A 25609-nucleotide genomic window follows, 5' to 3' on the forward strand; every position below is an offset into this window, starting at 1 on the left:
ATATAGCAAATTAGCGAAATAACAATATAGAGAATCATGATGCTGCCCATGGACCGGACATTCATCCATGAAGGGCGCAGTGTTCGCTGGGGCAAGATCGGCGAAGGGCCGCCCTTGGTGCTGATCCACGGCACCCCGTTTTCGTCACAGGTCTGGCGGCGGATTGCCCCGCTATTGGCGCGTCAATGGACGGTCTACTACTTCGATCTTCTGGGATATGGTGCATCCGAGAAGGGCGGTGATGTCTCGCTTGGGGTGCAAAACGGGCTGCTGGCGGCCTTGCTTGGCTATTGGAAATTGGAGCGACCCGAGGTGCTGTGCCACGATTTCGGTGGGGCGACAGCGCTCAGAGCGTATTATCTCGACGGACTACGATACCAACGGTTAGTAATTATTGATGCTGTGGCGCTTGCCCCGTGGGGATCACCTTTCGTGGCGCATGTGCGCCACCATCAGAGCGTGTTTACCGGATTGCCCGCCTATGCGCATGATGCGTTGTTGGCGGCCTATCTGAAGGGTGCGGCCTATGGCGATTTGAGCGCGGCTGCGTTGGACGCCTATATGGGCCCTTGGCAGGGTGAAGAAGGGCAGGCGGCTTTTTACGCCCAGATTGCGCAGATGGATCAAAGGTTTACCGACGAGGTCGAACCCTTTTATGGGGCGCTGGATTGCCCGGTCACCGTACTTTGGGGTGAGGAAGATGCCTGGATTCCAATCGAAAAGGGAGAGGACCTGGCAAGGAAGCTGTCAGATCGCCCGCTGATCCGCGTGCCCGGGGCAGGGCATCTGATGCAGGACGATGCGCCCGAGGCGATTATCGCGGCAATGCTGGGGGGCGGGTGAGAGACGTCAATTTGACGTGGCTTAAGATCGGCAACCAGACGCACCACCATTCGCCAAAAAAAGAGGCCGGAAAATCCGGCCTCTTCCTTCACTGTCCCTCGTCTTGTTGCGAGGTCTGGTAAATGCCTTAGGCGAACCACCAGCGTTCGGCCCAGCGTTCTCCATCCATATCCCAGTTTGATGCTTTCGCATCGGGGGTGCCGACCTTTTTGTTGGTGGCAAAGACATAGTTGGCAAACATCGGGATGATGATCGCGCCCTGGTTCGAGACGATTTCTTGCATCTCGTAGTACTGCGCCTGACGCGTTGCCGGGTCCAGTTCGGCACGGGCGGCAACCATCAGCTCTTCGAAGCGGTCGTTGCACCAGAACCCGTCGTTCCAGGCGGCACCACAGGAGTAGGCCGTTGCGAACATCTGATCCTGAACCGGACGACCCGACCAGTAGACGGCCGAGAAGGGTTTCTTCATCCAGACGTCTGACCAGTAACCATCATTGGGTTCGCGCACGACGGTCAGGTCGATGCCAGCGGCCTTGGCGGAGTTCTGGAACAGAACGCCTGCGTCAACCGAGCCCGCAAACGCGGCGTCGGCGGCGGACAGGCTGACCTCAAGGCTGTCGAGGCCGGATTCTTTCAGATACCACTTGGCTTTATCCGGATCGTAGGTTTTCTGTTCCAGCTCGGTGTTGTAGTAAAGCTGTCCCTGACCCACGGGGATGTCGTTGCCGACAGAACCGTAGCCAAACAGGATTTTCTCGACCATTTCTTCGCGGTTGATCGCGTATTTCAGGGCCTGACGGACATTGTTGTCGTCAAACGGCGCCTGTTGCGAATTCATGGCGAAGGTGAAGTGCTGCGTGCCCGCGACCGAATGGATGGCCAGCGATTGATTGCGTTCCAGCAGGCCGACGGTTTTCAGGTCCATCCGGTCGGCCACGTCGACATCGCCCGATACCAGGGCGGTTGTCCGTGCGTTCTGGTCAACCAGCGCCAGCATCTCGATGCTGTCGAAGAAGCCAACGTCGTCACGCCAGTGGTTAGGATTGCGCTCCATTTCAACAGAGACACCAAAATTCTTCGACTTGAGAATGTATGCACCGCAGCCATCACCCGATTGCCAGTCGATGCTGTCATCTTTGGCGGGGTGAATGGTCAGGTGATAATCCGACAGGATGAACGGGAAGTCGGCATTGCCGCCGGTCAGTTCAAACACAACCGTGTCGTCGCCTTGTGCGGTCATGTTGGCGATAGGCTCAACCAGCGGGCCAGCGGCCGAGGTGCTGTCGGGGCCACGGTGGAAGGCGATCGAGTTGATCACGTCCTGGGTGGTCAACGGCTTGCCCGAGTGGAACGTGACGCCCTGACGGATCTTGAAGGTCCAGGTTTTGGCATCTGCCGTCGCTTCCCAGCTTTCGGCCAGTTCGGGCACGAGGCTGCCATCGGCGGCCACTTCGGTCAGGCGGCCGTGGATGGCAAAGGCCATACCGATGGTAAAGCCGTTTTCCCATGTGCCGGGGTTCAGCGTGTCGGTGGTTTGGCCGTGGCCCTTACCGACGCGCAGGTGGCCGCCGCGTTTGGGGGCTGCCATGGCCGCGCCGCCCAGGGGCAGGGTGGCCAGGGCCGCACCAGCGGCCGTTGTTTTCAGAAATCCGCGGCGGTCCAGCATTCCGCCTTTGATGATCGACATAACTAATCTCTCCCTGTCGTTGATCATTGAGTGGTAATGTGCCCGATGCCGTTAGGTCGGCTCTGGGCGGGGTGTCACGCGTCGATTTGCGGGAAGATGTGAAGATGTCTGATCCGGCAAAGCGAGGTGAAATCCGTGTTCTGTTGTCAGTTATTGTCCGGACGATAATGCGTTAGCGCCCAAACATGCAATGACTTTTTAGTGAGTCATCACTGCGATGCCTTGTCATAGTTTTTATTGATTGACGAGTCAATTAAACCACAATACGCCAATTACACAAAGAGTTCGCAATGACGAGGGGAGTGTCGGCATGCCCAAGCTGGGGATGGAGCCGATCCGCCGCACCGCATTGGTGGAGGCGACAATTACCGAGATTGGCGCACGGGGTACCTTGGATGTCACCGTCAGCCAGATCGCCAAACGCGCGGGTATGTCCAGCGCGCTGGCGCATCATTATTTCGGCTCCAAGGAACAGATGTTTGCCGCCGCCATGCGCCATATCCTGAGCTTGTACGGAGCCGAAGTGCGCGGCGCGATGATCATGGCCCAAACCCCTCGCCAGCGGATCGAGGCGATCTTGCGTGCCAGTTTTGCCCCGCGTCAATTCCGCCCTGAGGTCGTTTCAGCTTGGTTGAATTTCTACGTTCAGGCGCAAAAGTCTGAGGCTGCCCATCGGTTGCTGAATGTCTATCACAAACGTCTGCGCTCACACCTTCTGTACGAATTCCGCAAATTGACAGGGGATGAGGCGCTGGCCCGCACCCTGACCCGTGGTCTGGCCGCGATGATCGACGGGCTGTACCTGCGCCAGGCGCTTCGGGGGGATCCGATTCCTCCTGAGACCGCGCTGGACGTACTGCTGCACTACATCGAAACCTCGTTGCCTAAGGACCCGGCGCAATGACCCAACCCAATATCCTGATCTTCATGGTCGATCAGTTGAACGGGACGCTGTTCCCGGATGGCCCCGCCGAATGGCTGCATGCCCCCAACCTGAAAAAACTGGCGACCCGCTCGACCCGGTTTGCCAATGCCTACACCGCGTCGCCCCTCTGTGCGCCGGGACGGGCTTCGTTCATGTCAGGCCTGCTGCCCTCGCGCAGCCGGGTTTATGACAATGCCGCCGAATTTGCCGCAGATATCCCCACCTATGCGCACCACCTGCGCCGCGCGGGCTATCAGACCTGCCTGTCGGGCAAGATGCATTTTGTCGGTCCTGATCAGATGCACGGGTTTGAAGAGCGCCTGACCACCGATATCTACCCGGCCGATTTCGGCTGGACCCCGGATTACCGTAAACCGGGCGAGCGGATTGATTGGTGGTATCACAATATGGGATCCGTCACCGGCGCCGGCGTGGCCGAGATTTCAAACCAGATGGAATATGATGACGAGGTCGCCTACCACGCCACGCGCAAGGTTTACGATCTGGCCCGCGGCAAAGACGACCGCCCTTGGTGCCTGACCGTAAGCTTCACCCATCCCCATGACCCCTATGTGGCGCGCAGGAAGTATTGGGATTTATATAACGATTGCAAATATCTGTCGCCAGAAGTTCCGGCAATGGATTATGAAGATCATGACCCTCACGCACAGCGAATTTTCGACGCCAATGATTGGCGCAAGTTCGACATAACCGAGGATGATATCCGCCGCTCGCGCCAGGCGTATTTCGCCAATATCTCGTATCTGGATGACAAGATCGGTGAGGTGCTGGAGGCCCTTGAAGGCACGCGGCAAGAGGCGATCATTCTGTTTGTGTCCGATCACGGCGACATGCTGGGCGAGCGCGGTTTGTGGTTCAAAATGTGCTTCTACGAAGGATCCGCGCGGGTGCCTTTGATGATCGCCGCCCCGGATATGGCACCGGGTCGCGTCGATGATCCGATCAGCACAATCGATGTGTGCCCCACTTTATGCGATCTGGCGGGTGTAAATATTGACGAGGTGTCCCCGTGGGTCGAAGGCCAATCGCTGGTCCCGCAGGGCAAGGGGGCCAAACGCATGTCCCCTGTGGCGATGGAATACGCCGCCGAAGCATCCTATTCGCCATTGATCGCGTTGCGGCAGGGACGTTGGAAGTATACCAACTGCGCGCTTGACCCTGAGCAACTGTTTGATCTTGAGTCGGACCCGCAGGAACTGACCAATCTGGCGGAAGACCCGTCTGTCGCCAAAGTGCTGGAGTATTTCCGGCGCGAATCCGCCGCGCGCTGGGATCTAGAAGCCTTTGATGCGCAGGTTCGCGAAAGCCAGGCGCGCCGATGGGTTGTCTACGAGGCCCTGCGTCAGGGCGGTTACTATCCCTGGGATTATCAGCCGCTGCAAAAAGCGTCTGAACGCTACATGCGCAACCATATGGACCTGAACACTGTCGAGGAAAACGCGCGTTTCCCGAGGGGCGAATGATGATCCTGCTTTTCACTAATCTTCGTATCCTCAATTCCCACCCGCAACATGAAGCGAGCTGCTGATGGAAGCTGATTATGTCATCGTAGGCGCTGGCAGCGCAGGCTGTGCGATTGCCTATCGTCTGGCTGAGGCGGGACAGTCTGTTCTGGTCGTCGAACATGGCGGCACCGATGCCGGGCCGTTTATTCAGATGCCCGGTGCACTGAGCTATCCCATGAACATGAAAATGTATGACTGGGGTTTTCAGTCCGAACCCGAGCCAAATCTTGGCAATCGCCGCCTCGCTTGCCCGCGGGGCAAGGTGATTGGCGGATCTTCGTCGATCAATGGCATGGTCTATGTGCGTGGCCACGCGATGGATTTCGATCACTGGCGCGATCAGGGAGCCGAGGGCTGGGGTTATGCCGATGTGCTGCCCTATTTCAAGCGCCAGGAAAACTGGGACGATGGTGGCCATGGCGGTGATCCCGATTGGCGCGGCACGTCGGGTCCGCTGCATGTCGGGCGTGGGACTATGTGGAACCCCCTGACCCGGGCCTTTATCGAGGCAGGCCGACAGGCCGGGTACCCGGTGACCGAGGATTACAATGGTCATCAGCAAGAGGGTTTCGGACCGTTCGAGCAGACCGTCTGGAAGGGGCAGCGCTGGTCAGCGGCCAATGCCTATCTCAAACCCGCACTCAAACGCGAAAACTGTGATCTTGTGCGCGGGCTCGTCCACCGCATTGTGATCGAGGAAGGGCGCGCTGTCGGGGTGGAGGCCACCGTGAAAGGGCGACGCGAGGTCGTTCGCGCCCGGCGGGAAGTGATCATTGCGGCCTCAGCTATCAACTCGCCCAAGTTGCTGATGCTTTCGGGCATTGGTCCTGCGGCTCATCTGGCCGAGCATGGGATCCCGCTGGTCGCGGATCGCGCCGGCGTGGGGGCGAATCTGCAGGATCATCTTGAGGTTTACATACAGATGGCGGCCAGCCAGCCGGTCAGCCTTTACAAGTATTGGAACCTTGCGGGCAAGGCGATGGTCGGGGCGCAATGGCTGTTTACCAAGACCGGGCCGGGTGCCAGCAACCAGTTTGAAAGTTGTGGGTTTATCCGGTCGGCTCCGGGGATCGACTATCCCGACATTCAGTTCCATTTCCTGCCCATCGCCGTACGCTATGACGGCAAGGCCGTTGCTGAAGGACACGGATTTCAGGCGCATGTCGGTCCGATGCGCTCGACCTCGCGCGGGGATATCAGGTTGCGCAGTGCTGATCCAATGGACGATCCGCTGATCCGCTTCAACTATATGAGCCAGGAGCGGGACTGGGAAGAATTCCGCACCTGTATCCGCCTGACCCGCGAGTTGTTCGAGCAGGACGCATTCAAACCTTATCTACGACATGAAATTCAGCCCGGGGCCGAGGTGCAAAGTGATGACGCGCTGGATGATTTCATTCGCGAGCATGCCGAAAGCGCCTATCACCCGTGTGGCACCTGCCGGATCGGTCGCGCGGACGATCCGCATGCAGTGGTTGATCCGGAAACGCGGGTGATCGGTGTGGATGGATTGCGCGTGGCCGACAGTTCGGTTTTTCCACGCATTCCCAACGGCAACCTCAACGCCCCCTCGATCATGGTGGGAGAGAAGGCCAGCGACCACATTCTCGGTCGCACGCCGCTGCCCCCGGAAAATGCCGAGCCGTGGATGCATCCCAATTGGCAGGCTGCACAGCGGTAGATGTAAAGCGCGTGACCTGCGATGTACCTCGTGGCAAAGTGTCGTCAACCAGCCGCAGGAGCGACGTTATGAGAACCGCAATTGTCATCGCGATGATATTAGCGACACCTGCTATCGCCTCTCCCATGTGGGAGCAGGCGGATCGCTGGACCTGTACGCTTGAGCGGCATATGCGCGTCGCCGACGGCACCAGCGTCGTTGAGATGGACCCAAACGGGCTCAGCTTCGGCATTGATTTCGGTGCAGGCACACTCAGCAGTGCCTTTGTTGGTGGGGCCGCGCCGATTATCGCGCGTTACCATCACAGCTCGGACGGGGCGGCAAGCAACATCCTGATCGCGGACTGGGAGACGGGAGAGTATCCGGTGGTGATCCAGGAAAACGGTGGCAGTTTCTGGCAACTTGCGGGCTCGGGCACGCTTGAGCAGGGCGATGAAGTCTGGATGGCCATGTATCGCTGCCTGCCCGATGTGCCAGAGTCGTAGCCCATCTGGTCGCTGCGAAACAGGGCTTCTATTCACCAACAGATTTGATCCGTGTCAAAGCCGCGTCAAGGTCCTTCGCCTAGCCTGATTGACGGACCTGACAGGAGGAGCACGCTGTATGTCGCACACACCCCATGAGCTGCACGAAGAATTCCCCGAACATGCCGGAAAAATCACCGAGCTGAAGTCAAGTGATGCGCATTTTGCCCGTCTGGCGGATGAGTATCACGAGATCAACCGCGCCGTGCATCGCGCAGAAACAAATGTTGAGCCGATGGAAGCTTTGGCCGAGGGCGAGATGCGCAAGAAACGCGCGCTGTTGAAAGACGAACTGTATCGGATTCTATCGGCCTGATGTAGCGTCGATAAACGACCAGATTTGGGGCAGAACATCGCTGCGCCATATATCGGTATGGCCTGCACCAGATACGGCTAGAAAACGTTTTTCCTTTGATGGGGCGATAGCGAAAACCTGTCGCCCCATGTCAATCGGAATCAGGGCATCTTCGCTGCCATGCAGCACCAATAGCGGCGCGTGCAGGGAGCGCGCGTGGTCGCGGCTGTTCCAGATGTTTTTCATCCGCTCAATCAACGGTTCCAGTTGTGGATAGGTGGTTTGCACCACTTCGGGCAGGGATGTGAACGGTGCCTCCAGAATCACGGCAGCGGGTTGCGGATTGCCTGGCTGCGCCAGCAGTTTCAACGCCACGCCTGTGCCAAGGCTTTCGCCATAAACCACTGTGTTTCGCGGGGTGAGGCCGGGGATCAACGTGCCCATTTCGGCCCAAACCAATGTGGCATCGCGGGTCAGCGCTGCTTCTGACGGGCGTCCTGTGCTGCCAGAGGAACCGCGATAGGCCGGGGCGATCACGCCATAGCCGCGATTAGTGAAGCGGGTGAACCGTCCGGCACGGTTCGCCAGATTGCCGGCATTGCCATGGAAGTACAGGATCGTTGGTTTGCCAGCACGGGGTGGGCTCACCCAGATGATCAGTGTTTGTATTCCGCTGCGCAACTGCATTTCGGTCATATTAGACAGCCCCATGCGGGCCGGTGCAACGCGCGTGGCATCAAAGGGGTAAACGGCATTTCGTTCAAACCTGCCAAGGCCGAAGAACAGCCCGTCGCCAAGCAACGCGATAACCAGCAGCAGTTTGACCATCAGCCCACCTTGTAGGGCAGAACGCCGCGTTCATCTGGTGTGATCGAAAGGCGGCGTTCCAGCGGGGGAACCGAACGTTGATGGCAATCCGTCCGCTCGCAAATCCGGCAGGAAATGCCGATCGGCTCGAACGCGCGGGCATTCGTAATATCCAGATCATCGGCATAAACCAACGCATCGGCATGTTTCACTTCGCACCCCAGCGCGATAGCAAAGCGGCGCACGGGCGCACCAAAACTACCGCCGGGTTTCGAGACGTCGCGGGCCAGCGAGATATACCGCACCCCATCCGGGGTTTCGGCCAGTTGGCGCAGGAACCGGCCCGGGGTTTCAAACGCCCGGTGCACATTCCAAAGCGGGCAGGCTCCGCCAAAGCGGGCGAATTGCAACCGCGTGGCCGAGTGGCGTTTGGTGATCGTGCCCGCCTGATCGACACGGACAAAGAAGAACGGCACACCTTTTGCGCCCGGGCGTTGTAGGGTGGCGAGACGGTGACAGACCTGTTCGACAGAGGCCCCGAAACGGTTCGCCAGTAGCTCCAGATCATGCCGGTCCTCGGCGGCGGCCTGTTGGAATCTTGTATAGGGCATCAGGGCGGCACCTGCGAAATAGTTGGCCAGCCCGATTTTGGCGATGGCGCGGGCAGCATCGGATTGGAACTTGGCCAGATCCAGTGTCGCCTCAAGCAATGCATCCTGGGTCAGCAGCGCCAACTGCAATAGCATTTGAAACCGTCTGGTCTCGGGTTCGGCCCGGGACGACAGGTACAAAATCCGGCTATCGCGATCAAACCGGCGCAAGGGGCCGTCATCCGAGGCGGCGATGGTAATGCCCATCTCGCCCAGCCGCTGTTCGGCGACGGATTGCACGGATTGCCCTGAGCGGGTGAAATGCTCGGCCGCGCGGTCAACCGCGTCGATGTAGTTGTCACAGTAATGGAAAAAATCCCGCACCTCGTCCCACGGGCTGGGCCGCGCGCGGGCATCTTCGCGCCCAAGCGCCTCGTCCAGCGAGGCAAGCCGTTCATGGGTCAACCGATAGGCCGAGTGCAGTGCCAGAAAGGCACGGGCCAGGGCTGGCGCGTTGGAGGCGGTCAGGCGCAGGTCGGCCAAGGGTGGGGCGTCATCTGCAAAAACCGGATCGGCCAGCGCTTCGCGCATGTCGCTGACCATGCGTTCGGCGTCGCCGGTGCTTAACTCAGTGACGTCAAAGCCGAATTCCTGTGCCAGTGCGAGCACCACCGTGGTGCTCACGGGGCGATTGTTGTTCTCCATCTGGTTCAGATAGGGCAACGACACGCCCAGCTTGGCGGCAAAGTCCTTTTGGGTCAGGGCGAGGCGCTGCCGGGTTTCGCGTAGCTTGGCCCCGGCATAGAGTTTTTGGGTGGGCATTAGGGTGGCCTTTGCAGATTAGCTATATGCGCAGATTATGTTTGCAAAGCCTGGCGTGCAATCCCTGTCAGGCGCGTGCGATGTGCCGTTCGCGCCAGATCACGAATTGAATGGCGGCGATGCCGGCCAGTGCGGTGCCGAGCATGATCCAGAGCAGGTTGAAGGCGGCTGTTTCAGGGCTGAGGCCCAAGCCGGCCAATACCGAGAGTGCCGCCCCGCCACCGATCATCAGCGACCCGCCGAGACCCGAGGCTGTGCCTGCTAGATGCGGACGGACCGAGAGCATCCCCGCCGTGGCGTTCGGGATGGTCATCCCGTTGCCCAGTCCCATCAATGTCATCAGACCAAAGAAGGTGAAGACCGAGGCGAGTCCCAGATAGAAGAGCGCGAGGTTGACGGCGATTCCCACAGCGTTGATCAGCGTGCCCCACATCACCATTCGGTTGACGCCAATCCGCACCGAGAAGCGGCCTGAGATGAAGTTGCCGAGGAAGTATCCGATGGCAGGGGCTCCGAAAAAAAAGCCCAGTTGGGCAGGCGCCAGGCCAAACACCTTGTCCCCCACGTAAGGCCCACCGCCCAGATAGGCGAAGAACGCCCCTGACGAGAGTGCCGAGGCCGAGGCATATCCCCAGAAACGCGGACTGAGAAACAACTCAGGATATTCCCGGAACTGCTCGCCAAGGGAGCGTGTGGTTGCCGGGGCTGTCTCCCCAAGATCGGCCCATGTCAGCCAAAGTACGACTGCCCCCAGTAGGAACAGTGCGCCAAAAGCGGCTTGCCAGCCCAACCACTGATCGAGTGCGCCGCCGATGGCGGGGCCGATCATCGGTACCACCGCCATGCCCATCGTCACGTAGCCGATCATGCTGGCGGCCTGTGCCTCGGGCACCATATCCCGCACCACGGCCCGGCTAAGCGCCATGGCTACAACGATGGCAGCCTGCATCATCCTGAAGAACAGGAAAACCCAGACGTTCTGCGCCAGAATGCAGCCCAGCGTGGCGACCAGGAAGATCGCGAGGCCCGCCAAGATCACCGGGCGGCGGCCCAGCTTGTCGGAGATCGGGCCGATCAGCAGTTGAAGTACCGCATTGACCGCCAGGTAAAGTGCCACGGAAAGCTGCATCAGCGCATAGTCCGTTTCAAAATAGGCAGTCATGCCGGGCAGGCTGGGCAGAAAGATGTTGAGCGCCAGCGTCGACAGGCCCGCCAGCAGGATCAGGGTCACAATATGCGGCGGGGTGTGCCGGTCCAGCAGGCGAATGTCGGGGTGACTGGTCATCCGACATGGGTAGGAGGGGTGTAGGGCGAAGTCCATTCCGAGATTGTATCAATTTGCAGATTTGCGAATTAGCCAAGAAGGGTTTCCCAGTATTTGCAAATTTGCGGGATTCCGCTTTGATCCGCAACAGGGCTTGCCTATTGTGGCGCGAAATTCGCCACGAGATTAGGGGACGCAGATGAAAGATATCCTTCAGGTACTGGAAGACCGCCGCTCGGTTGCTCGCATGGGCGGAGGAGAACGCCGGATCGCCGCACAGCATGCCAAGGGCAAGCTGACCGCACGTGAACGGGTCGAACTTCTGCTGGATGAAGGCAGCTTTGAAGAGTTTGACATGTTTGTCGCGCACCGCTGTGTCGATTTCGGGATGGATAAAGAGCGCCCTTACGGCGACGGTGTGGTCACTGGCTGGGGGACGATCAATGGCCGGATGGTCTATGTCTTTTCTCAGGACTTTACGGTTCTGGGCGGTTCGGTTTCTGAAACCCACGCCAAGAAAATCTGCAAGATCATGGATATGGCGATGGAAAACGGCGCGCCGGTGATCGGGATCAACGATTCCGGTGGCGCGCGTATTCAAGAAGGCGTGGACAGTCTTGCCGGCTATGGCGAAGTGTTTCAGCGCAACATCGAAGCCTCGGGCGTGGTGCCCCAGATCAGCGTGATCATGGGCCCCTGCGCGGGCGGTGCGGTCTATTCCCCGGCGATGACCGATTTCATCTTCATGGTCAAAGACAGCTCGTACATGTTCGTGACCGGTCCCGACGTGGTGAAAACCGTGACCAATGAACAGGTTACTGCCGAAGAGCTGGGTGGGGCATCAACTCACACCAAGAAATCCTCAGTCGCTGATGCAGCCTTTGAAAACGATGTCGAGGCGCTGGCCGAAGTACGCCGCCTGGTGGATTTCTTGCCCTCGTCGAACCGCGAAAAACCCCCGGTGCGCCCGTTCTTTGATGAGCCGGGCCGGGCCGAAGCCAGCCTTGATACGTTGGTGCCGGAAAATCCCAATACGCCCTACGATATGAAAGAGCTGATCACTAAGCTGGCGGATGAGGGCGATTTTTATGAAATACAGGAAGAATTCGCCAAGAACATGATCACCGGTTTTATCCGGCTGGAAGGGCAAACCGTTGGCGTGGTGGCCAACCAGCCGATGGTGCTGGCTGGCGTTTTGGATATCGATAGTGCCCGCAAGGCCGCGCGGTTTGTGCGGTTCTGCGATTGCTTTGAAATCCCGATCCTGACGCTGGTCGATGTGCCGGGCTTCTTGCCGGGCACCAGTCAGGAATATAATGGCGTGATCAAGCACGGTGCGAAACTGTTGTTTGCCTATGGTGAAGCGACAGTTCCCAAGGTCACGGTGATCACCCGCAAGGCCTATGGTGGGGCCTATGTGGTGATGTCCTCCAAGCATCTGCGAGGCGATTTCAACTATGCCTGGCCAACCTCCGAGATCGCGGTAATGGGTGCCAAGGGCGCGACTGAGATTATCCACCGCGCCGATCTCAATGACCCCGAAAAACTGGCCAGTCACACCAAGGACTATGAAGATCGGTTCGCCAATCCGTTCGTGGCCGCCGAGCGCGGGTTTATAGACGAGGTGATTATGCCCCGCAGCACCCGGATGCGCGTGGCGCGTGCCTTTGCCAGCCTGCGCAACAAGTCGCAGAAAATGCCGTGGAAAAAGCACGACAATATTCCGCTTTAACTACGCTACCCAAGAAAATTCGTACGAGTTTTCTTGGGCTTTGATCAAAGATAGCGTTTTTTGAGGATGCTCACTCAGATGACCCGCAACACCTGGCATATCCTTAATGAGGACGGCGCGCTGACGATGGCGCGGCGGGTGCCAGTGCGGTTTGATCTGGGCGTGACCACGCACCTGCCGGGAGGAGACAGGTTGCGCCTCGCGCAGCAGGTTCGGCAGGATGTGTGGCGGGCTTTGCAAAATCTGCGGGGTTTTGCCCCTGCAATACGGGTCGCGGAGTGCGCCAACGGCCTTGAGATCACGGCGGGCGGGCAGGTTGATGGAGTGATTCCCCGCAAGGCAGCCGAGGCGCGGATTGCCGAGGTGCTTGAGAACCCGGCCAACCGTGCGCGTTGGCAGAGGTGGGCGTCATGAGGCGCTGGCTTTGGTTGGCGGTTGGACCGCTATTGATTCTACTGGCGGGCGGGGCGCTTTTGCTGCTTTTGCCCGAGGAAGAGGTGAAATCCGCCCGCAAGTATGAGGCGGGCGTTGTGCCCTTGCCATCGGGCCTTGAGGCCGAGTTCCATGAAATGCTGTGGGATCGCCCGGGGCAGGGTCTGGTCTATCGGTTCCGCTTTGTTGCGCCTGCCTTTGAAAAGACGGATGACGTGGATACCCTGATGGCCGACTTACAGCATTTGTGCACCTATTATGCGCTGCCCAAGCTGGCCAATACCGGGCCATTGCCGGGTCAGGTAATCATCTCGCTGGCTGATAAACCCTCGGAATTTGGCCAGTATGACCCTGATGTCACTCAGGTTTTCGAGGCCTATAGGGTCAAAGACGGGGCCTGCATCTGGGAGATGTTTTGATGCAACCACAACATGTTGCGCACCATAACTCACCCTGCGGACGGTTTGAGGCTTTCGAGTCACAGGGTGGCAGCATTGCGCGCAAAGAATTTAAACTGATGCCTTTTTCGGATATGGTGCCGGAGGATTGCACCCAAGCAATCTTACCCTCGCAAGAAGGGCGAACCGGGGCCTTGGCCGCGGTTTTGCCTGCGAACAAGAGAGACAGGAGACAAATATGTCGAACAGCATCAAAGGCGTTTTGGCGCTCGGGCTCGTGGCCCTGGTGGCAGCCTGCGGCGGCCAGCAAGAAGAAGAGTTTGTGGTGGTTGAGCCCGAACCGATCTCGGTCGAGCCGGTCTACACAGGCAAGTACAAGTAATCCACTTGCCAAGCATCCAGAACGGGCCCTTGGGCCCGCTCTGATCCCTGCGCGCCCCTTCATTCCGGGGGGTGGGCCATGCTGAAGCATCGCGGGTTCCCGGGCAGACTGCCGGGTACGGATTACCAATTCACGATTCGACGCGCCAACCCCAGAGGGGTGACGCCGATCACCGAACGGGAACGCTATCGCGACCGCCGCGCGGCCGACAAACGCGCCGATGCGGGTTTTGTTCGTGCCTTGTGGGAGTGCTTTGGCGATCAGCCGTTTGAGCGCGGAAATCTGGATGCCGGGCGTCTGAGCTGGCTTTTTGGCCGCGAAGTTTTGCCCGCTGAAGACCCGTTTGACCCTGCCAGCTATGACGCTCTGCTTGTTCTGGACGTTGCGGCGGCCCGCGCGGCCTTTCCCGAGGCTTTTGCCGAATGAACGTTGTGATCGCATATCCCAAGCGGCAGAACGGCATTTTCTTGCCTATAGGTTGCGCAAACACGCGGATTACAGCCGAAAGCGGTGACCCGATAGCCCCCACGATGGACAGTCGGCGCGTTCAGCGCAACATGGGCCGTGTAGTGTACGCCCTTCCCCTAGGGGCTTTGTTTGCAAGTCTATTCCGTTACCCTTCCCCTAAAGGACGGCATTGCGCTACCCCGCGCAGGCCGTCCTTTTTTTATGGGATATCAAGTGTTTGGCGAGACCAGCGGGCAATTGCTCAAAACAGGCACTATATAAGGGAGGGCTTTGACGCGCGCGGTGCTTTGGCATCATGTGCTGCCCAAGATGAGCATAACAAAAGAGGCATATTCCCATGCGACCTATCCTTTTCGCGGCCCCAATCCTTGTCTTCCTTGCCGCCTGCGGCGAAACGCCGTTGGAGCAGGGGGTCTTTGGAGCAGGTGTGGGCCTTGGCACTGCGGCGGTGCTGGACGGCAACCTGGCGGCTGGTGCTGCCATCGGGGCGGCAGGCAACCTGCTTTACTGCCAGACCAACCCGAACCGCTGTTGACCTAACGGCAACAAAGTCACATCGGGGAAGAAATTGTTTCTGTTCCCATTGGCTTAGCCGATCCAACGCTGTAGACCAAGCCCAATGGGGGGCGTCCACGAAACGAGGCGCTGAATATGGGCATCATAGCAAGAGCAGTAATCTTGTTAGCAATTCTGGGGGCATGCAGCGCCCCCGACGTGTCGAGCCGCATGGCATTCGACCCGTATATGCTGACTCCGATTGCAGATTAATCGCGTTTCCGGGCTCTGCCGCCCGGTCTGACGCACCGACCACGCTGACAAAGCGCAGAACCTGGCCTTGGCCGGGTGCTGCGCTTTTGTCGTTTTCAGATGATTGAAAGAAGGGACGACAGATGTTCAAGAAGATCCTGATTGCCAACCGCGGTGAAATTGCCTGCCGAGTTATCAAAACCGCGCGCAAGATGGGCATCTCGACGGTTGCGATTTATTCCGATGCCGACCGCGACGCGCTGCATGTGAAGATGGCTGATGAGGCCGTTCATATCGGCCCGCCCCCTGCTTCTGAGTCCTACATTGTCATCGATAAGGTAATGGATGCGATTCGTCAGACCGGCGCCGAGGCGGTGCATCCGGGCTATGGCTTCTTGTCGGAAAACCCCAAATTTGCCGAGGCGCTGAAGGCCGAAGGCGTTGCCTTTATCGGGCCACCCGTTGGTGCCATCGAAAGCATGGGCGACAAGATCACGTCGAAGAAAATCGCGCAGGACGCTGGCGTTAGTACGGTGCCGGGCCATATGGGCCTGATCGAAGATGCGGATGAGGCGATCAAGATTTCAAGCGAGATCGGGTACCCGGTGATGCTTAAAGCTTCGGCTGGCGGCGGCGGTAAGGGCATGCGCATTGCATGGAATGAAAGCGAAGTGGCCGAAGGATTTCAGGCCTCCAAGAACGAAGCCGCCAGCAGCTTCGGCGATGACCGCATGTTCATCGAGAAATTCGTCACCCAGCCGCGCCACATCGAAATTCAGGTGCTTTGTGACAGCCACGGCAACGGCGTGTATCTGGGCGAGCGGGAATGCTCGATCCAACGCCGGAACCAGAAGGTGGTTGAAGAAGCGCCCAGCCCCTTCCTGGACGAGGCGACCCGCAAAGCAATGGGCGAGCAATCCCTCGCATTGGCCCATGCGGTGGGATACTCCAGCGCGGGGACGGTGGAATTCATCGTCGATGGCGACCGGAATTTCTATTTCCTCGAAATGAACACGCGCTTGCAGGTGGAACACCCGGTGTCCGAACTGATCACCGGTGTCGATCTGGTTGAGCATATGATCCGCGTGGCGGCTGGTGAGAAACTGTCGCTGACCCAGGATGATATCAAACTGAATGGCTGGGCCATGGAAAGCCGGGTCTATGCTGAGGACCCATACCGTAACTTCCTGCCTTCGATTGGCCGTCTGACCCGCTATCGCCCGCCCGCCGAGGTGGCAGCGGGGCCACTTCTGACCAATGGCAAGTGGCAGGATGAGGCTGGTGAAGGTGAGACCGCTGTACGCAACGATACCGGCGTCTATGAGGGCGGCGAGATCAGCATGTATTATGACCCGATGATCGCCAAGCTGTGTACTTGGGCCCCAGATCGCAAGCAGTCGATCGAGGCGATGCGCGTGGCGCTGGACAGTTTCGAGATGGAAGGGATCGGCCACAACCTGCCCTTCCTGAGCGCGGTGATGGATCATCCCAAATTCGTATCGGGTGATATGACCACGGCCTTTATCGCCGAGGAATATCCGGACGGTTTCGAGGGTGTGACGCTGGACGAAGGTGCATTGCGCCGGATCGCGGCCAGCTGTGCGGCGATGCACCGCGTGGCCGAAATTCGCCGCACCCGTGTGTCGGGCCGGATGGATAATCATGAACGCCATGTCGGCGATGATTGGGTGGTCAGCCTGCCGGGGCAGAGTTTTGCCGTCTCCATTGCAGCTGATCGTGATGGCTCGACCGTGACATTTGAGGATGGCACCACCATGCGCGTGACGAGCGATTGGACGCCGGGTGATCAACTGGCTCTGCTCGATGTCGATGGCAGCCCCTTGGTACTCAAGGTTGGCAAGGTCAGCGGGGGCTTCCGCATTCGCAGCCGTGGGGCGGATATCAAAGTGCATGTGCGCACGCCGCGTCAGGCCGAACTGGCCGCGTTAATGCCCGAGAAACTCCCGCCTGATACATCCAAGATGCTGCTGTGCCCGATGCCGGGCTTGATCGTGAAGGTCGATGTGGCCGTGGGCGATGAGGTGCAGGAAGGTCAGGCTCTTTGCACCGTTGAGGCCATGAAGATGGAGAATATCCTGCGCGCCGAAAAGAAGGCGACCGTAACCAAGATCAATGCCGGACCGGGCGACAGTCTGGCCGTGGATGACGTGATTATGGAGTTTGAGTAACCATGCGGATCTGGATGGTTGGTGCGACTTACACGCTGGCGTTTGTCGCTGCGCTTGCGTCTATCTGGGCCTTCATGGCGCTGGGTGTCGACGCGTTTTTTGAAAACGCGACCGGCAGCTCCTCACTGACCATGCTTTTGTCCATGCTGGTGGGGCTCTGTGTGTTCTCTCTGGTCTACGGGCTGGCCTCGGGGAGGGCGCTGAAATGGCGGTACTGGGCCTATGTGCCGGTGCTGTTGCTCGTGATCCTGGCGGGGTCGCTTCAACTGGTCTGGAACGGTTATGTGACTGTTATTGAGGCGATTGCATTTGATGTTTTGTTGGTGTTCTTCGCGGGATTTCTGGCCTGTCTGCAGCGTGATGCGGTGGCGGCACCTGCAAGTGGCGCGATCGAGTGATGATCTGAGGAGCGTGTAATTTTCCATCTGCGGGACATATCGAAGTTACGGGCGTCTGCTGCCCCGGCGCTGGCGTTGAGCGGGCTGATGGCGCTGGGCAGTTGCGCGCGTACCGACGAGACCGCGTTGCGCGCACATCTGGGTCAATGGTTTGCCTTAGGCGAAACCATGAGCTTTGATAGCAATTGGAGCTGTGCGGCCGGGGCCTTCCGTTTGGTCGATACGCAAGTAGGTTCGGCCCTGCCGATCATCGGCAATGCGCCGCGCGCGATGCAGGTTTTGCTGGATCGTGGGGCCGTCGCGCTGGATCAAGCCGGTGTTGCGCCCGATCAGACGCTGATCGATTTGGTAAATGCCAATCGCGACTTGGGCACAAGAATGCGTCGTGCCGCGATTGACGGATTGTCCTGCATGGATGAACTGACCGAAAGCGCGTTCAGCTATGCGTTGGAAACACCGGGCGGGTTGCTTGCCTTTGACAGTAATCTGGGGGCGCTGATCCTGATGGATCGTCGGCGTTCGGTGCTGGTTGTCAGCATGGGGGAGGGGGCGTGATGCGGGTTCAGCTGTCACCGCGCCTGTCGCGGATTTCCTGCTTGCGCATGGGCATCTTGTCGATCGTGCGCGAGATTTCACGCACATCCCAGGGCAGCGGTTTGCGCAGGTATATCGTGCCATCCTTGCCAATCAGCACCAGCATGAAACCGCGTGGATGCAACCGATCCCGCAGGGCCGAATTTGCCGACGGATCGGTATCGGTCAGAACCACCACATCGCGCTCGGCCAATTCGCCAAATTCAGCGTTCAAAAACTCCATTTGCTGGATGTATCGCGGGTCAGCCGGACTATCGGCAAAGACAACGATGGGCCGTTTTATCCATACAAATTCATTCAAATTGTCGATACCGTCGCCCAAAATGACCTCTTCAATAGCGGGCTCAGCAGCGACGTCTGCGGTCTGGGCCAGCGACGCGGCCGGCAAAAAACTAAGAAAAACAAGCGCGAATAGTGGTTTCATGGTCTCTCCTGTCGATCAGGATATAGGGCGTGGCGTGGCCAAAGCGAAGAGGCAAGCAAACCTCGAACGAGAAAATTTTAGCATTAATGGGTTCGATAGTTTCGGGGGCACAACATGACACGCTCAACCCGAAACCCGCTTCGTGTGACGGTTCGTCACGGAAAGGCACAAGACCCGATGGATATCACATTGCATTTGGGCGCACATCGCTCCGCCTCAACCGTGTTTCAGAACTATATGAGCGAGAACCGACACGAGCTGGCAAATCGCGGCATCGGATATTGGGGGCCACAACATACGCGCTCTGGGTTGTTGCGAGGTGTGGTCGCAGTCCCCGGCGCAATAGCCGAACCAACCGCGCAGTTTCGCCGGGCGAGAGGGCGCATCGCGCTGAACCTCAAACAGGTTGAAGGCCGGGGCTTGCGCCAGTTGATCATCAGCGATGAGAATATGATCGGTGCACCGCGCCGTAACCTGCGTGAAAGCAAGCTCTATGGCGCGATTGGTCAACGTCTGGCCCGCTATGGCGAGGCTTTTGATGGGCGGATCGCGCGGGTTGTCCTGTCCATCCGCAGTCAGGATCGCTGGTGGTCGTCCGTCGCGGCGTTTTCCGTCGGTCGCGGCCATCGCGTGCCCACGAAAGATGACCTTGACCGGCTGGTCACAACGAACCGTCACTGGCGCGATGTGATCACCGACCTGGCCTGCGCCTTGCCGGGCGCTGCACTGATTGTTCTGCCCTACGAAACCTGGGGTGGCGTGCCCGAGAAAAAACTGACGCTGATGACCGGGCTGGCCAACCCACCGATGACATATGCCCGTGAATGGCTGAACCGGGCGCCGGGCCTGGCCCAACTTAGACAAGTGCTGCGGGACAGGGGACTGAAACCTGAAGGTCTGCTGCCTGAAGGTGAGGGGCGTTGGCAGCCCTTTGATACCGCCCAAACAATGGCTTTGCGGGAGGCTTATGCCGACGATCTGTTCTGGCTACGCGCCGGGGCGGATGGCCTTGCCACCCTGATCGAGGAAACCGGGACAGATAAGACGGGGAAAACCCCGCTGTCGTCCCAGACCACAAGAGGACAATCCTATGGGATCGAAGAAAGACGCCTGGCGTGATATCGCCGAAAAAGAGCTGCGGGGGCGCCCGCTGGAGGATCTGACCTGGAATACCCTGGAGGGGATCGAGGTTCAGCCACTCTATACCGAAGATGACACCAAGGATCTGCCGCATCTGGGCACGATCCCGGGGGACGCGCCGTTTACACGCGGCGTTAAGGCGACGATGTATGCGGGCCGCCCCTGGACGATCCGCCAATATGCGGGCTATTCGACGGCGGAGGAATCCAACGCCTTTTACCGCCGCAACCTGGCTGCTGGTCAGCAGGGTGTTTCCGTTGCTTTTGATCTGGCCACGCATCGCGGGTATGACAGCGATCACCCGCGCGTATTAGGAGATGTCGGCAAGGCCGGAGTGGCGATTGATTCCGTTGAGGATATGAAAATCCTGTTTGACGGTATCCCGCTGGATAAAGTCAGCGTGTCGATGACCATGAACGGCGCTGTGATCCCGATCCTGGCCAGCTTCATTGTCGCCGGGGAAGAGCAAGGTCATGACAGATCGGTCCTGTCGGGCACGATCCAGAATGACATTCTCAAGGAATTCATGGTGCGCAACACCTATGTCTATCCGCCGGAACCCAGCATGCGGATCATCGCAGACATTATTGAGTACACCTCGAACGAGATGCCCAAATTCAACTCGATCTCGATCTCGGGTTATCACATGCAGGAGGCCGGTGCGAACCTGGTTCAGGAACTGGCCTTCACCATCGCGGACGGCAAGGAATATGTGAAAACAGCCATGGCCCGGGGCATGGATGTGGACAAGTTTGCCCCTCGGCTCAGCTTTTTCTTCGCCATCGGCATGAACTTTTTCATGGAAGTGGCCAAGCTGCGTGCGGCGCGGTTGTTGTGGCATAAGGTGATGGACGATCTTGGGGCAAAAAGCCCGAAGTCCAAAATGCTGCGCACCCATTGCCAGACCAGTGGTGTCAGCCTGCAGGAACAGGACCCCTATAACAACGTGATCCGAACCGCCTACGAGGCGATGAGCGCGGTTCTGGGCGGCACGCAGTCTTTGCACACCAATGCTCTGGACGAGGCGATTGCGCTGCCTACTGATTTCAGCGCCCGTATCGCACGCAATACCCAGTTGATTTTGCAGGAAGAAACCGGTGTCACCAATGTCGTCGACCCGCTGGCAGGCAGCTATTATGTCGAAAGCCTGACCAATGAACTGGTCGAGGCCGCGTGGAAGATCATCGAGGAAGTGGATGAAATGGGTGGCATGACCAAGGCCGTCGCATCGGGCATGCCCAAGCTGCGGATCGAGGAAAGCGCCGCACGTCGTCAGGCGATGATTGACCGGGGCGACGAGGTGGTCGTGGGCGTCAACAAGTACCGCAAAGACCAGGAAGACCCGATCGATATTCTGGAGATTGACAACGATCAGGTGCGGGAATCGCAAGTTGCCCGGCTTGAGAAAATCCGCGCCAGCCGGGACGACGCTGCCTGTCAGGCGGCTTTGGATGAATTGACACGCCGCGCGTCCGAGGGTGGGAACCTTCTGGAAGCCGCAGTTGAAGCGGCCCGCGCGCGGGCCTCGGTGGGAGAAATCAGCATGAGCATGGAAAAAGTATTCGGCCGTCATCGCGCCGAAGTTAAAACTCTGGCCGGGGTTTATGGTGCGGCCTACGAGGGCGACGAGGGATTTGCGGCGATCCAGAAATCCATCGACAGTTTCGCCGAGGAAGAAGGGCGCCGCCCCCGCATGTTGGTGGTGAAGATGGGCCAGGACGGTCATGACCGCGGTGCCAAGGTGATTGCCACGGCCTTTGCCGATATCGGTTTTGACGTGGATGTTGGCCCGCTGTTCCAGACGCCGGAAGAGGCGGCACAGGACGCCATCGACAACGATGTACACGTGGTGGGCATCTCGAGTCAGGCGGCGGGGCACAAAACCCTTGCGCCCAAGCTGATTGATGCGTTGCGCGACAAGGATGCGGGCGACATTATCGTGATTTGCGGCGGTGTAATCCCCCAGCAGGATTATGATTTCCTCAAGAAAGCCGGGGTGAAGGCGATCTTTGGGCCGGGCACAAACATCCCTGAAGCCGCGCAGGACATCCTGCGTCTGATCCGCGAAGCCCGCGGATAGGGCCATGCAAGACCGGTCTCGGGCGGATGGTCGGGGCCGGGCGCTTATGGGGTGTGATGGTGGCGTGGGGGAGACTTGAACTCCCGACCTAACGATTATGAGTCGTTCGCTCTAACCAACTGAGCTACCGCGCCATCGGGCTGTGGACTAAGCCAGAGGCGCGCGCCCGTCAAGGCAGAAATGCCTGTATCTTGATTGCAAACCCGCAACGCCACCCGTTGATTTCCCGATTGGAAAGTCCGACAGTCCGATCTCAAACATTTTTGGCGCTGGAACAGTGGGCGGATGGGCAAAAGACAAAAGATTGCAGCGGGTATGATCGCAGGGCTACTTTGGTCGATAGCCTTGTTATGGGGCGCGGCCACCTATGTGCAATTGCCTGTGTTTACCCTGATGCCGACCATCATGACCGCTTTTCTGGCTCCGGGCCTTATCATGGTTGCGATGGTCGCTCGCCTTGCGCAGCGTCGGTTCTTTGATGACGCGATCATTGATGGCACGGAGCTGCGCGGCGCGGCCGAAATCGATCAATGCGTGTTGCGCAACACGGGCGAGCAACTGATACTGGCCTTGTGCATCTGGCCGGCTGCTGCGGTCTTGCTGACCGGGGCGGGGCCCGGTGTGATTGTTTGCCTGGGGCTGGGTTTTTTTGTGGCGCGGCTGGCGTTCTGGGTGGGCTATCATGTCTCGCCACTGCTGCGGGCGTTTGGGTTTGCAGCGACGTTTTACCCGACTGTTCTGGTGGCGATCTGGGGCTTGTCGCGGCTGGCGGCGGGATTCAGTTGAGAAGAAAAAGACCATGCTAAAGCTCGATCACATCGCCATTGCGGCAGAAACACTGGAAGAAGGTCGTGCCTATGTCGAGGCCACGCTGGGAGTGGCCTTGCAGCAAGGCGGACAGCATGGCCATTATGGCACGCATAACGCGCTTCTGGGCCTCGAAGACGGGCTTTACCTTGAGGTGATTTCGATTGATCCCGCGGCACCGAAACCGGCCTATCCAAGGTGGTTTGACCTGGATCGGTTCAGCGGGGCAGCACGGATCGGGAACTGGATCTGCCGCAGTGACGATATCGCTGCTACGGTTGCTAAGCTGCCTCAGGCGGGCATACCAGTGCCGCTGTCGCGTGGCTCGGTGCGTTGGACCATGGCGGTGCCGCCAAACGGGCAGCTTCCTTATGATAACTGCTTTCCGGCGCTGATGCAGTGGCAGAGCAGCCCGATCCCGGCCGATGTTTTGCCCACATCGGGCTGTCGATTGATGCGTTTGGTGATCCGGCACCCGCAGGCAAGCCAATTGCAGTCTGAGTTGGCCGCCTGCCTGAGGGACCCGCGTCTGAATTACGAGGCTGGTCCTGTTGGGATCACGGCTCATTTTGACACGCCATCGGGGCCAAAGGTGCTGACATGATGATCCGTCCGGCACGGGCCGAAGATGCGCCCGCGATTGCCGAGATATGGAACTACAATATCCGGCAGACGGCCAATACGTTCACAACCGTTGAGAAGACAGCGGAGGGTCTTGCGGATGATATCGCCGCGCGACAGGTCGAAGGGCGGGCCTTTCTTGTCGCTGAAGACGGTGAGCAAGCAGTTGGATTTGCAACCTATTTCCCCTTCCGCAGTGGCCCGGGCTATGCCCACACAGCCGAGCATTCGGTGATGTTGAATGAGGCCAGGAAAGGGCTGGGCATAGGCCGCGCTTTGGTGACAGCCTTGGAAGAACACGCGCGAAAGTCGGGTGTTCATGTATTCATTGCGGCTGTCAGCAGTGAAAACCCGAACGCCATCGCGTTTTACAAGGCCATCGGGTATGCGCAGGTGGCTACTATGCCGGAATTGGGCCGCAAATTTGACCGCTGGATGGACCTGATCCTGTTGCAAAAGCGTCTATAAGGTCGCGCTGACAACCCCAATGAAACCCTCTAGGATGGCCCCCATGTCAATCTGGACCCGCATAACCGATGCGCTGAGCGCGCTGACCTCGGGCGAGGGGCTGAGCGCGGTGTTTGACCGTTTGCGCAGCCCGCCCGAGCGCAGCGTTGCCTTTACCATCGCTGTGATTGCGTTGAGTGCGAAGATGGCCAAGGCCGATGGACTGGTGACGCGTGACGAGGTGACAGCCTTTCGCGAAGTGTTCCAGATCGCGCAGGATGACGAGGCGGGTGCCGCGCGCGTGTTCAACCTTGCCCGTCAGGACGTGGCGGGGTTTGAAGACTACGCGACCCGGATCAAGCGGATGTTCGGGGATGAAACCACGGTGCTGGTCGATCTGATGGAGGGGCTGTTCCACATTGCCATGGCCGATGGCGTGTATCATCCGAATGAGGATGCCTTCCTGGAACGGGTGGGTGAGATTTTTGATCTGCCGCCGCTCGAGTTCCAAAGCCTACGCAGCCGGTTTGTTCCCGATGCCAAGCCTGACCCATACTCCGTGCTGGGTGTCACAACGGATATGTCCCGGGACGAAATCAGGGCGGTCTGGCGTAGTTTGGTACGCGAGGCACACCCGGATCGAATGATGGCGCGCGGTGTTCCCGAAGAAGCCATCAAACTGGCAGAGAAACGGATGGTCGATATCAATCGCGCCTGGGAAGAGATCAACGGGGGCGCTTAGGGCATGCGCATCGCCACCTATAATGTTGAGTGGTTCAATGCCCTCTTTGATGATGAAGGCAATCTGCTGGATGATGGTGAATGGTCGGCGCGCTACAACGTTACACGGGCTGATCAATCGGCCGCTCTTGGAATCGTGTTCACGGCGATGAACGCCGATGCAGTGATGATCATCGAGGCGCCCGATCAGAACAGCCGCCGCGCTACCGTTCCCGCACTGGAGCGGTTTGCCGAGGTAATGGGGCTGCGTACGCGCAAGGCATTGATTGGCTTTGAAAGCGAAACACAGCAGGAAATTGCCTTGCTTTATGACCCGGAGCAGATGAGCGCACGGCACGATCCAAAAGGGCAGGAGACCGGCAAGAAGGGGTCAAGTGATGCGCCGCGCTTTGACGGGGTGTTTCGGATTGATCTGGATATCGATGCGACAGAGGATCGGGTGGTGTTTTCCAAACCACCCTTTGAGGTGGAACTGACCACGATTTCGGGTGCGGTGTTGCGGCTGATCGGTGCGCATCTGAAATCGAAGGCACCCCATGGGGCCACGGGGCGCGATGCGATCATGCGTATGGCGATTTCCAACCGGCGCAAGCAACAGGCGCAGGCGGTATGGTTGCGCCAGCGTATTGAAGGGCATTTGGCGGCGGGCGAGTCACTGATCCTGTTGGGGGATTTGAATGACGGTCCGGGCCTAGATGAGTATGAGCATCTTTTTGGCCGTTCGTCGGTCGAGATCATCATGGGCGAGCGTCAGGACGGGGCGATCCCGCTTTATGACCCACATGCGCGTCGTGCACTGACCCGCAAGATTGGGCCGATCAACACCACCGCGCGCTTTTATCTGAACCACGAAAAACGCTACATGCAGGCACTGCTGGATTACATCATGATCTCGCCCGATTTACGGGACAAAAACCCGCAATGGCGCATTCTGCACCCGTTTGACGACCCGGATTGCTGGAAGCTGCCCGAGCTGTGTAATGCGCTGATTACCGCCTCTGACCACTTCCCGGTGCTGCTCGATCTTGATCTGTGATCTTACATT

27 protein-coding genes and 1 tRNA gene are annotated in these 25609 nt (G+C 58.8%); 22 read left to right on the forward strand and 6 right to left on the reverse strand.

The features are described from left to right. Positions 1-48 precede the first annotated feature (48 nt). On the forward strand, positions 49-843 hold the full coding sequence (locus tag V6N02_RS14605; protein ID WP_371226487.1) for an alpha/beta fold hydrolase: 795 nt from the start codon (positions 49-51) through the stop codon (positions 841-843). A gap of 127 nt (positions 844-970) precedes the next feature. On the opposite strand, the gene V6N02_RS14610 is transcribed toward V6N02_RS14605, so the two are convergent. Next, positions 971-2530, reverse strand: coding sequence for an ABC transporter substrate-binding protein (locus V6N02_RS14610; RefSeq protein WP_371226489.1), 1560 nt, complete (start codon positions 2528-2530; stop codon positions 971-973). Positions 2531-2840: 310 nt separating this feature from the next. On the opposite strand from V6N02_RS14610, the gene betI reads away from it, so the two are divergent. The 5 genes from betI (at position 2841) to V6N02_RS14635 (ending at position 7502) form a co-directional block, all read left to right on the forward strand. After that, complete coding sequence (gene betI / locus V6N02_RS14615; protein WP_371226491.1) at positions 2841-3434, forward strand: transcriptional regulator BetI; 594 nt, start codon at positions 2841-2843, stop codon at positions 3432-3434. Further along, entirely contained in the window at positions 3431-4939 is a 1509-nt protein-coding gene (gene betC / locus V6N02_RS14620) for a choline-sulfatase (RefSeq protein WP_371226493.1), read from the forward strand. The genes betI and betC overlap by 4 nt, the downstream gene beginning before the upstream one ends. A 64-nt stretch (positions 4940-5003) precedes the next feature. Beyond that, positions 5004-6662: a choline dehydrogenase gene (gene betA / locus V6N02_RS14625; protein ID WP_371226495.1), complete on the forward strand. Its 1659-nt coding sequence runs from the start codon at positions 5004-5006 to the stop codon at positions 6660-6662. Positions 6663-6730: 68 nt separating this feature from the next. Next, on the forward strand, positions 6731-7147 hold the full coding sequence (locus V6N02_RS14630) for a hypothetical protein (RefSeq protein WP_371226497.1): 417 nt from the start codon (positions 6731-6733) through the stop codon (positions 7145-7147). Positions 7148-7265: 118 nt separating this feature from the next. Beyond that, on the forward strand, positions 7266-7502 hold the full coding sequence (locus tag V6N02_RS14635) for an HP1242/YdcH family protein (protein ID WP_371226499.1): 237 nt from the start codon (positions 7266-7268) through the stop codon (positions 7500-7502). On the opposite strand, the gene V6N02_RS14640 is transcribed toward V6N02_RS14635, so the two are convergent. The 3 genes from V6N02_RS14640 to V6N02_RS14650 all read right to left on the reverse strand — a co-directional run bounded on the left by V6N02_RS14640 (position 7491) and on the right by V6N02_RS14650 (position 10985). Then, the gene (locus V6N02_RS14640; RefSeq protein WP_371226501.1) at positions 7491-8309 is read right to left on the reverse strand and encodes an alpha/beta hydrolase; all 819 of its coding nucleotides are present in this window, start codon (positions 8307-8309) and stop codon (positions 7491-7493) included. The two genes, V6N02_RS14635 and V6N02_RS14640, sit on opposite strands and share 12 nt — an antisense overlap. After that, positions 8309-9700 carry a helix-turn-helix domain-containing protein gene (locus V6N02_RS14645; RefSeq protein WP_371226504.1) on the reverse strand — a complete coding sequence of 464 codons (1392 nt, stop codon included), beginning with the start codon at positions 9698-9700 and terminating at the stop codon, positions 8309-8311. Before V6N02_RS14645 ends, V6N02_RS14640 begins: the two co-directional genes overlap by 1 nt. Before the next feature lie 67 nt (positions 9701-9767). Then, positions 9768-10985 carry a multidrug effflux MFS transporter gene (locus tag V6N02_RS14650; RefSeq protein WP_371226506.1) on the reverse strand — a complete coding sequence of 406 codons (1218 nt, stop codon included), beginning with the start codon at positions 10983-10985 and terminating at the stop codon, positions 9768-9770. 178 nt (positions 10986-11163) lie between these two features. Between V6N02_RS14650 and V6N02_RS14655 the strand changes: the two genes are divergently transcribed. The 9 genes from V6N02_RS14655 to V6N02_RS14695 all read left to right on the forward strand — a co-directional run bounded on the left by V6N02_RS14655 (position 11164) and on the right by V6N02_RS14695 (position 18265). Continuing rightward, positions 11164-12696, forward strand: a complete 1533-nt coding sequence (locus V6N02_RS14655; protein ID WP_371226508.1) for an acyl-CoA carboxylase subunit beta — start codon at positions 11164-11166, stop codon at positions 12694-12696. A gap of 78 nt (positions 12697-12774) precedes the next feature. After that, positions 12775-13110, forward strand: a complete 336-nt coding sequence (locus V6N02_RS14660; RefSeq protein ID WP_371226510.1) for a hypothetical protein — start codon at positions 12775-12777, stop codon at positions 13108-13110. Beyond that, a complete protein-coding gene (locus V6N02_RS14665; protein ID WP_371226512.1) occupies positions 13107-13547 on the forward strand; it encodes a DUF6497 family protein in 441 nt (146 codons plus the stop codon). The genes V6N02_RS14660 and V6N02_RS14665 overlap by 4 nt, the downstream gene beginning before the upstream one ends. A gap of 217 nt (positions 13548-13764) precedes the next feature. Continuing rightward, positions 13765-13908: a hypothetical protein gene (locus V6N02_RS14670; protein ID WP_371226514.1), complete on the forward strand. Its 144-nt coding sequence runs from the start codon at positions 13765-13767 to the stop codon at positions 13906-13908. 78 nt (positions 13909-13986) lie between these two features. Next, positions 13987-14334: a hypothetical protein gene (locus V6N02_RS14675; protein ID WP_371226516.1), complete on the forward strand. Its 348-nt coding sequence runs from the start codon at positions 13987-13989 to the stop codon at positions 14332-14334. Positions 14335-14713: 379 nt separating this feature from the next. Continuing rightward, positions 14714-14911, forward strand: coding sequence for a hypothetical protein (locus tag V6N02_RS14680; RefSeq protein ID WP_371226518.1), 198 nt, complete (start codon positions 14714-14716; stop codon positions 14909-14911). Between the two features lie 355 nt (positions 14912-15266). Further along, the gene (locus V6N02_RS14685; RefSeq protein WP_371226520.1) at positions 15267-17312 is read left to right on the forward strand and encodes an acetyl-CoA carboxylase biotin carboxylase subunit; all 2046 of its coding nucleotides are present in this window, start codon (positions 15267-15269) and stop codon (positions 17310-17312) included. A gap of 2 nt (positions 17313-17314) precedes the next feature. After that, complete coding sequence (locus tag V6N02_RS14690; protein WP_371226522.1) at positions 17315-17710, forward strand: hypothetical protein; 396 nt, start codon at positions 17315-17317, stop codon at positions 17708-17710. 75 nt (positions 17711-17785) lie between these two features. After that, complete coding sequence (locus V6N02_RS14695) at positions 17786-18265, forward strand: hypothetical protein (RefSeq protein WP_371226523.1); 480 nt, start codon at positions 17786-17788, stop codon at positions 18263-18265. A 7-nt stretch (positions 18266-18272) separates the two neighbouring features. Here the strand turns inward: V6N02_RS14695 and V6N02_RS14700 are convergent, their stop codons facing one another. Then, the gene (locus tag V6N02_RS14700) at positions 18273-18728 is read right to left on the reverse strand and encodes a DUF4174 domain-containing protein (protein WP_371226525.1); all 456 of its coding nucleotides are present in this window, start codon (positions 18726-18728) and stop codon (positions 18273-18275) included. 114 nt (positions 18729-18842) lie between these two features. Here V6N02_RS14700 and V6N02_RS14705 point away from each other — a divergent pair, with 114 nt between their 5' ends. Continuing rightward, entirely contained in the window at positions 18843-19847 is a 1005-nt protein-coding gene (locus tag V6N02_RS14705) for a hypothetical protein (RefSeq protein ID WP_371226527.1), read from the forward strand. Next, positions 19819-21948 (forward strand): methylmalonyl-CoA mutase, encoded by a 2130-nt coding sequence (scpA, locus tag V6N02_RS14710; RefSeq protein WP_371226529.1) that lies wholly within the window; start codon positions 19819-19821, stop codon positions 21946-21948. The genes V6N02_RS14705 and scpA overlap by 29 nt, the downstream gene beginning before the upstream one ends. Positions 21949-22005: 57 nt before the next feature. Here the strand turns inward: scpA and V6N02_RS14715 are convergent. Further along, a tRNA-Met gene (locus V6N02_RS14715) sits at positions 22006-22082 on the reverse strand. Positions 22083-22233: 151 nt separating this feature from the next. Here V6N02_RS14715 and V6N02_RS14720 point away from each other — a divergent pair. The 5 genes from V6N02_RS14720 to V6N02_RS14740 are packed head-to-tail and all read left to right on the forward strand — an operon-like array spanning position 22234 to position 25600. Further along, on the forward strand, positions 22234-22734 hold the full coding sequence (locus V6N02_RS14720) for an MAPEG family protein (protein ID WP_371226531.1): 501 nt from the start codon (positions 22234-22236) through the stop codon (positions 22732-22734). Positions 22735-22747: 13 nt separating this feature from the next. Beyond that, on the forward strand, positions 22748-23359 hold the full coding sequence (locus tag V6N02_RS14725; RefSeq protein WP_371226533.1) for a VOC family protein: 612 nt from the start codon (positions 22748-22750) through the stop codon (positions 23357-23359). Then, positions 23356-23844: a GNAT family N-acetyltransferase gene (locus tag V6N02_RS14730; protein ID WP_371226535.1), complete on the forward strand. Its 489-nt coding sequence runs from the start codon at positions 23356-23358 to the stop codon at positions 23842-23844. The genes V6N02_RS14725 and V6N02_RS14730 overlap by 4 nt, the downstream gene beginning before the upstream one ends. 43 nt (positions 23845-23887) lie before the next feature. Beyond that, a complete protein-coding gene (locus V6N02_RS14735; protein WP_371226537.1) occupies positions 23888-24565 on the forward strand; it encodes a TerB family tellurite resistance protein in 678 nt (225 codons plus the stop codon). A 3-nt stretch (positions 24566-24568) separates the two neighbouring features. Then, the gene (locus tag V6N02_RS14740) at positions 24569-25600 is read left to right on the forward strand and encodes an endonuclease/exonuclease/phosphatase family protein (RefSeq protein ID WP_371226539.1); all 1032 of its coding nucleotides are present in this window, start codon (positions 24569-24571) and stop codon (positions 25598-25600) included. The last annotated feature ends 9 nt before the right edge of the window (positions 25601-25609 follow it).

The organism is Roseovarius conchicola (assembly GCF_041403425.1).
Lineage (GTDB): Bacteria > Pseudomonadota > Alphaproteobacteria > Rhodobacterales > Rhodobacteraceae > Roseovarius > Roseovarius conchicola.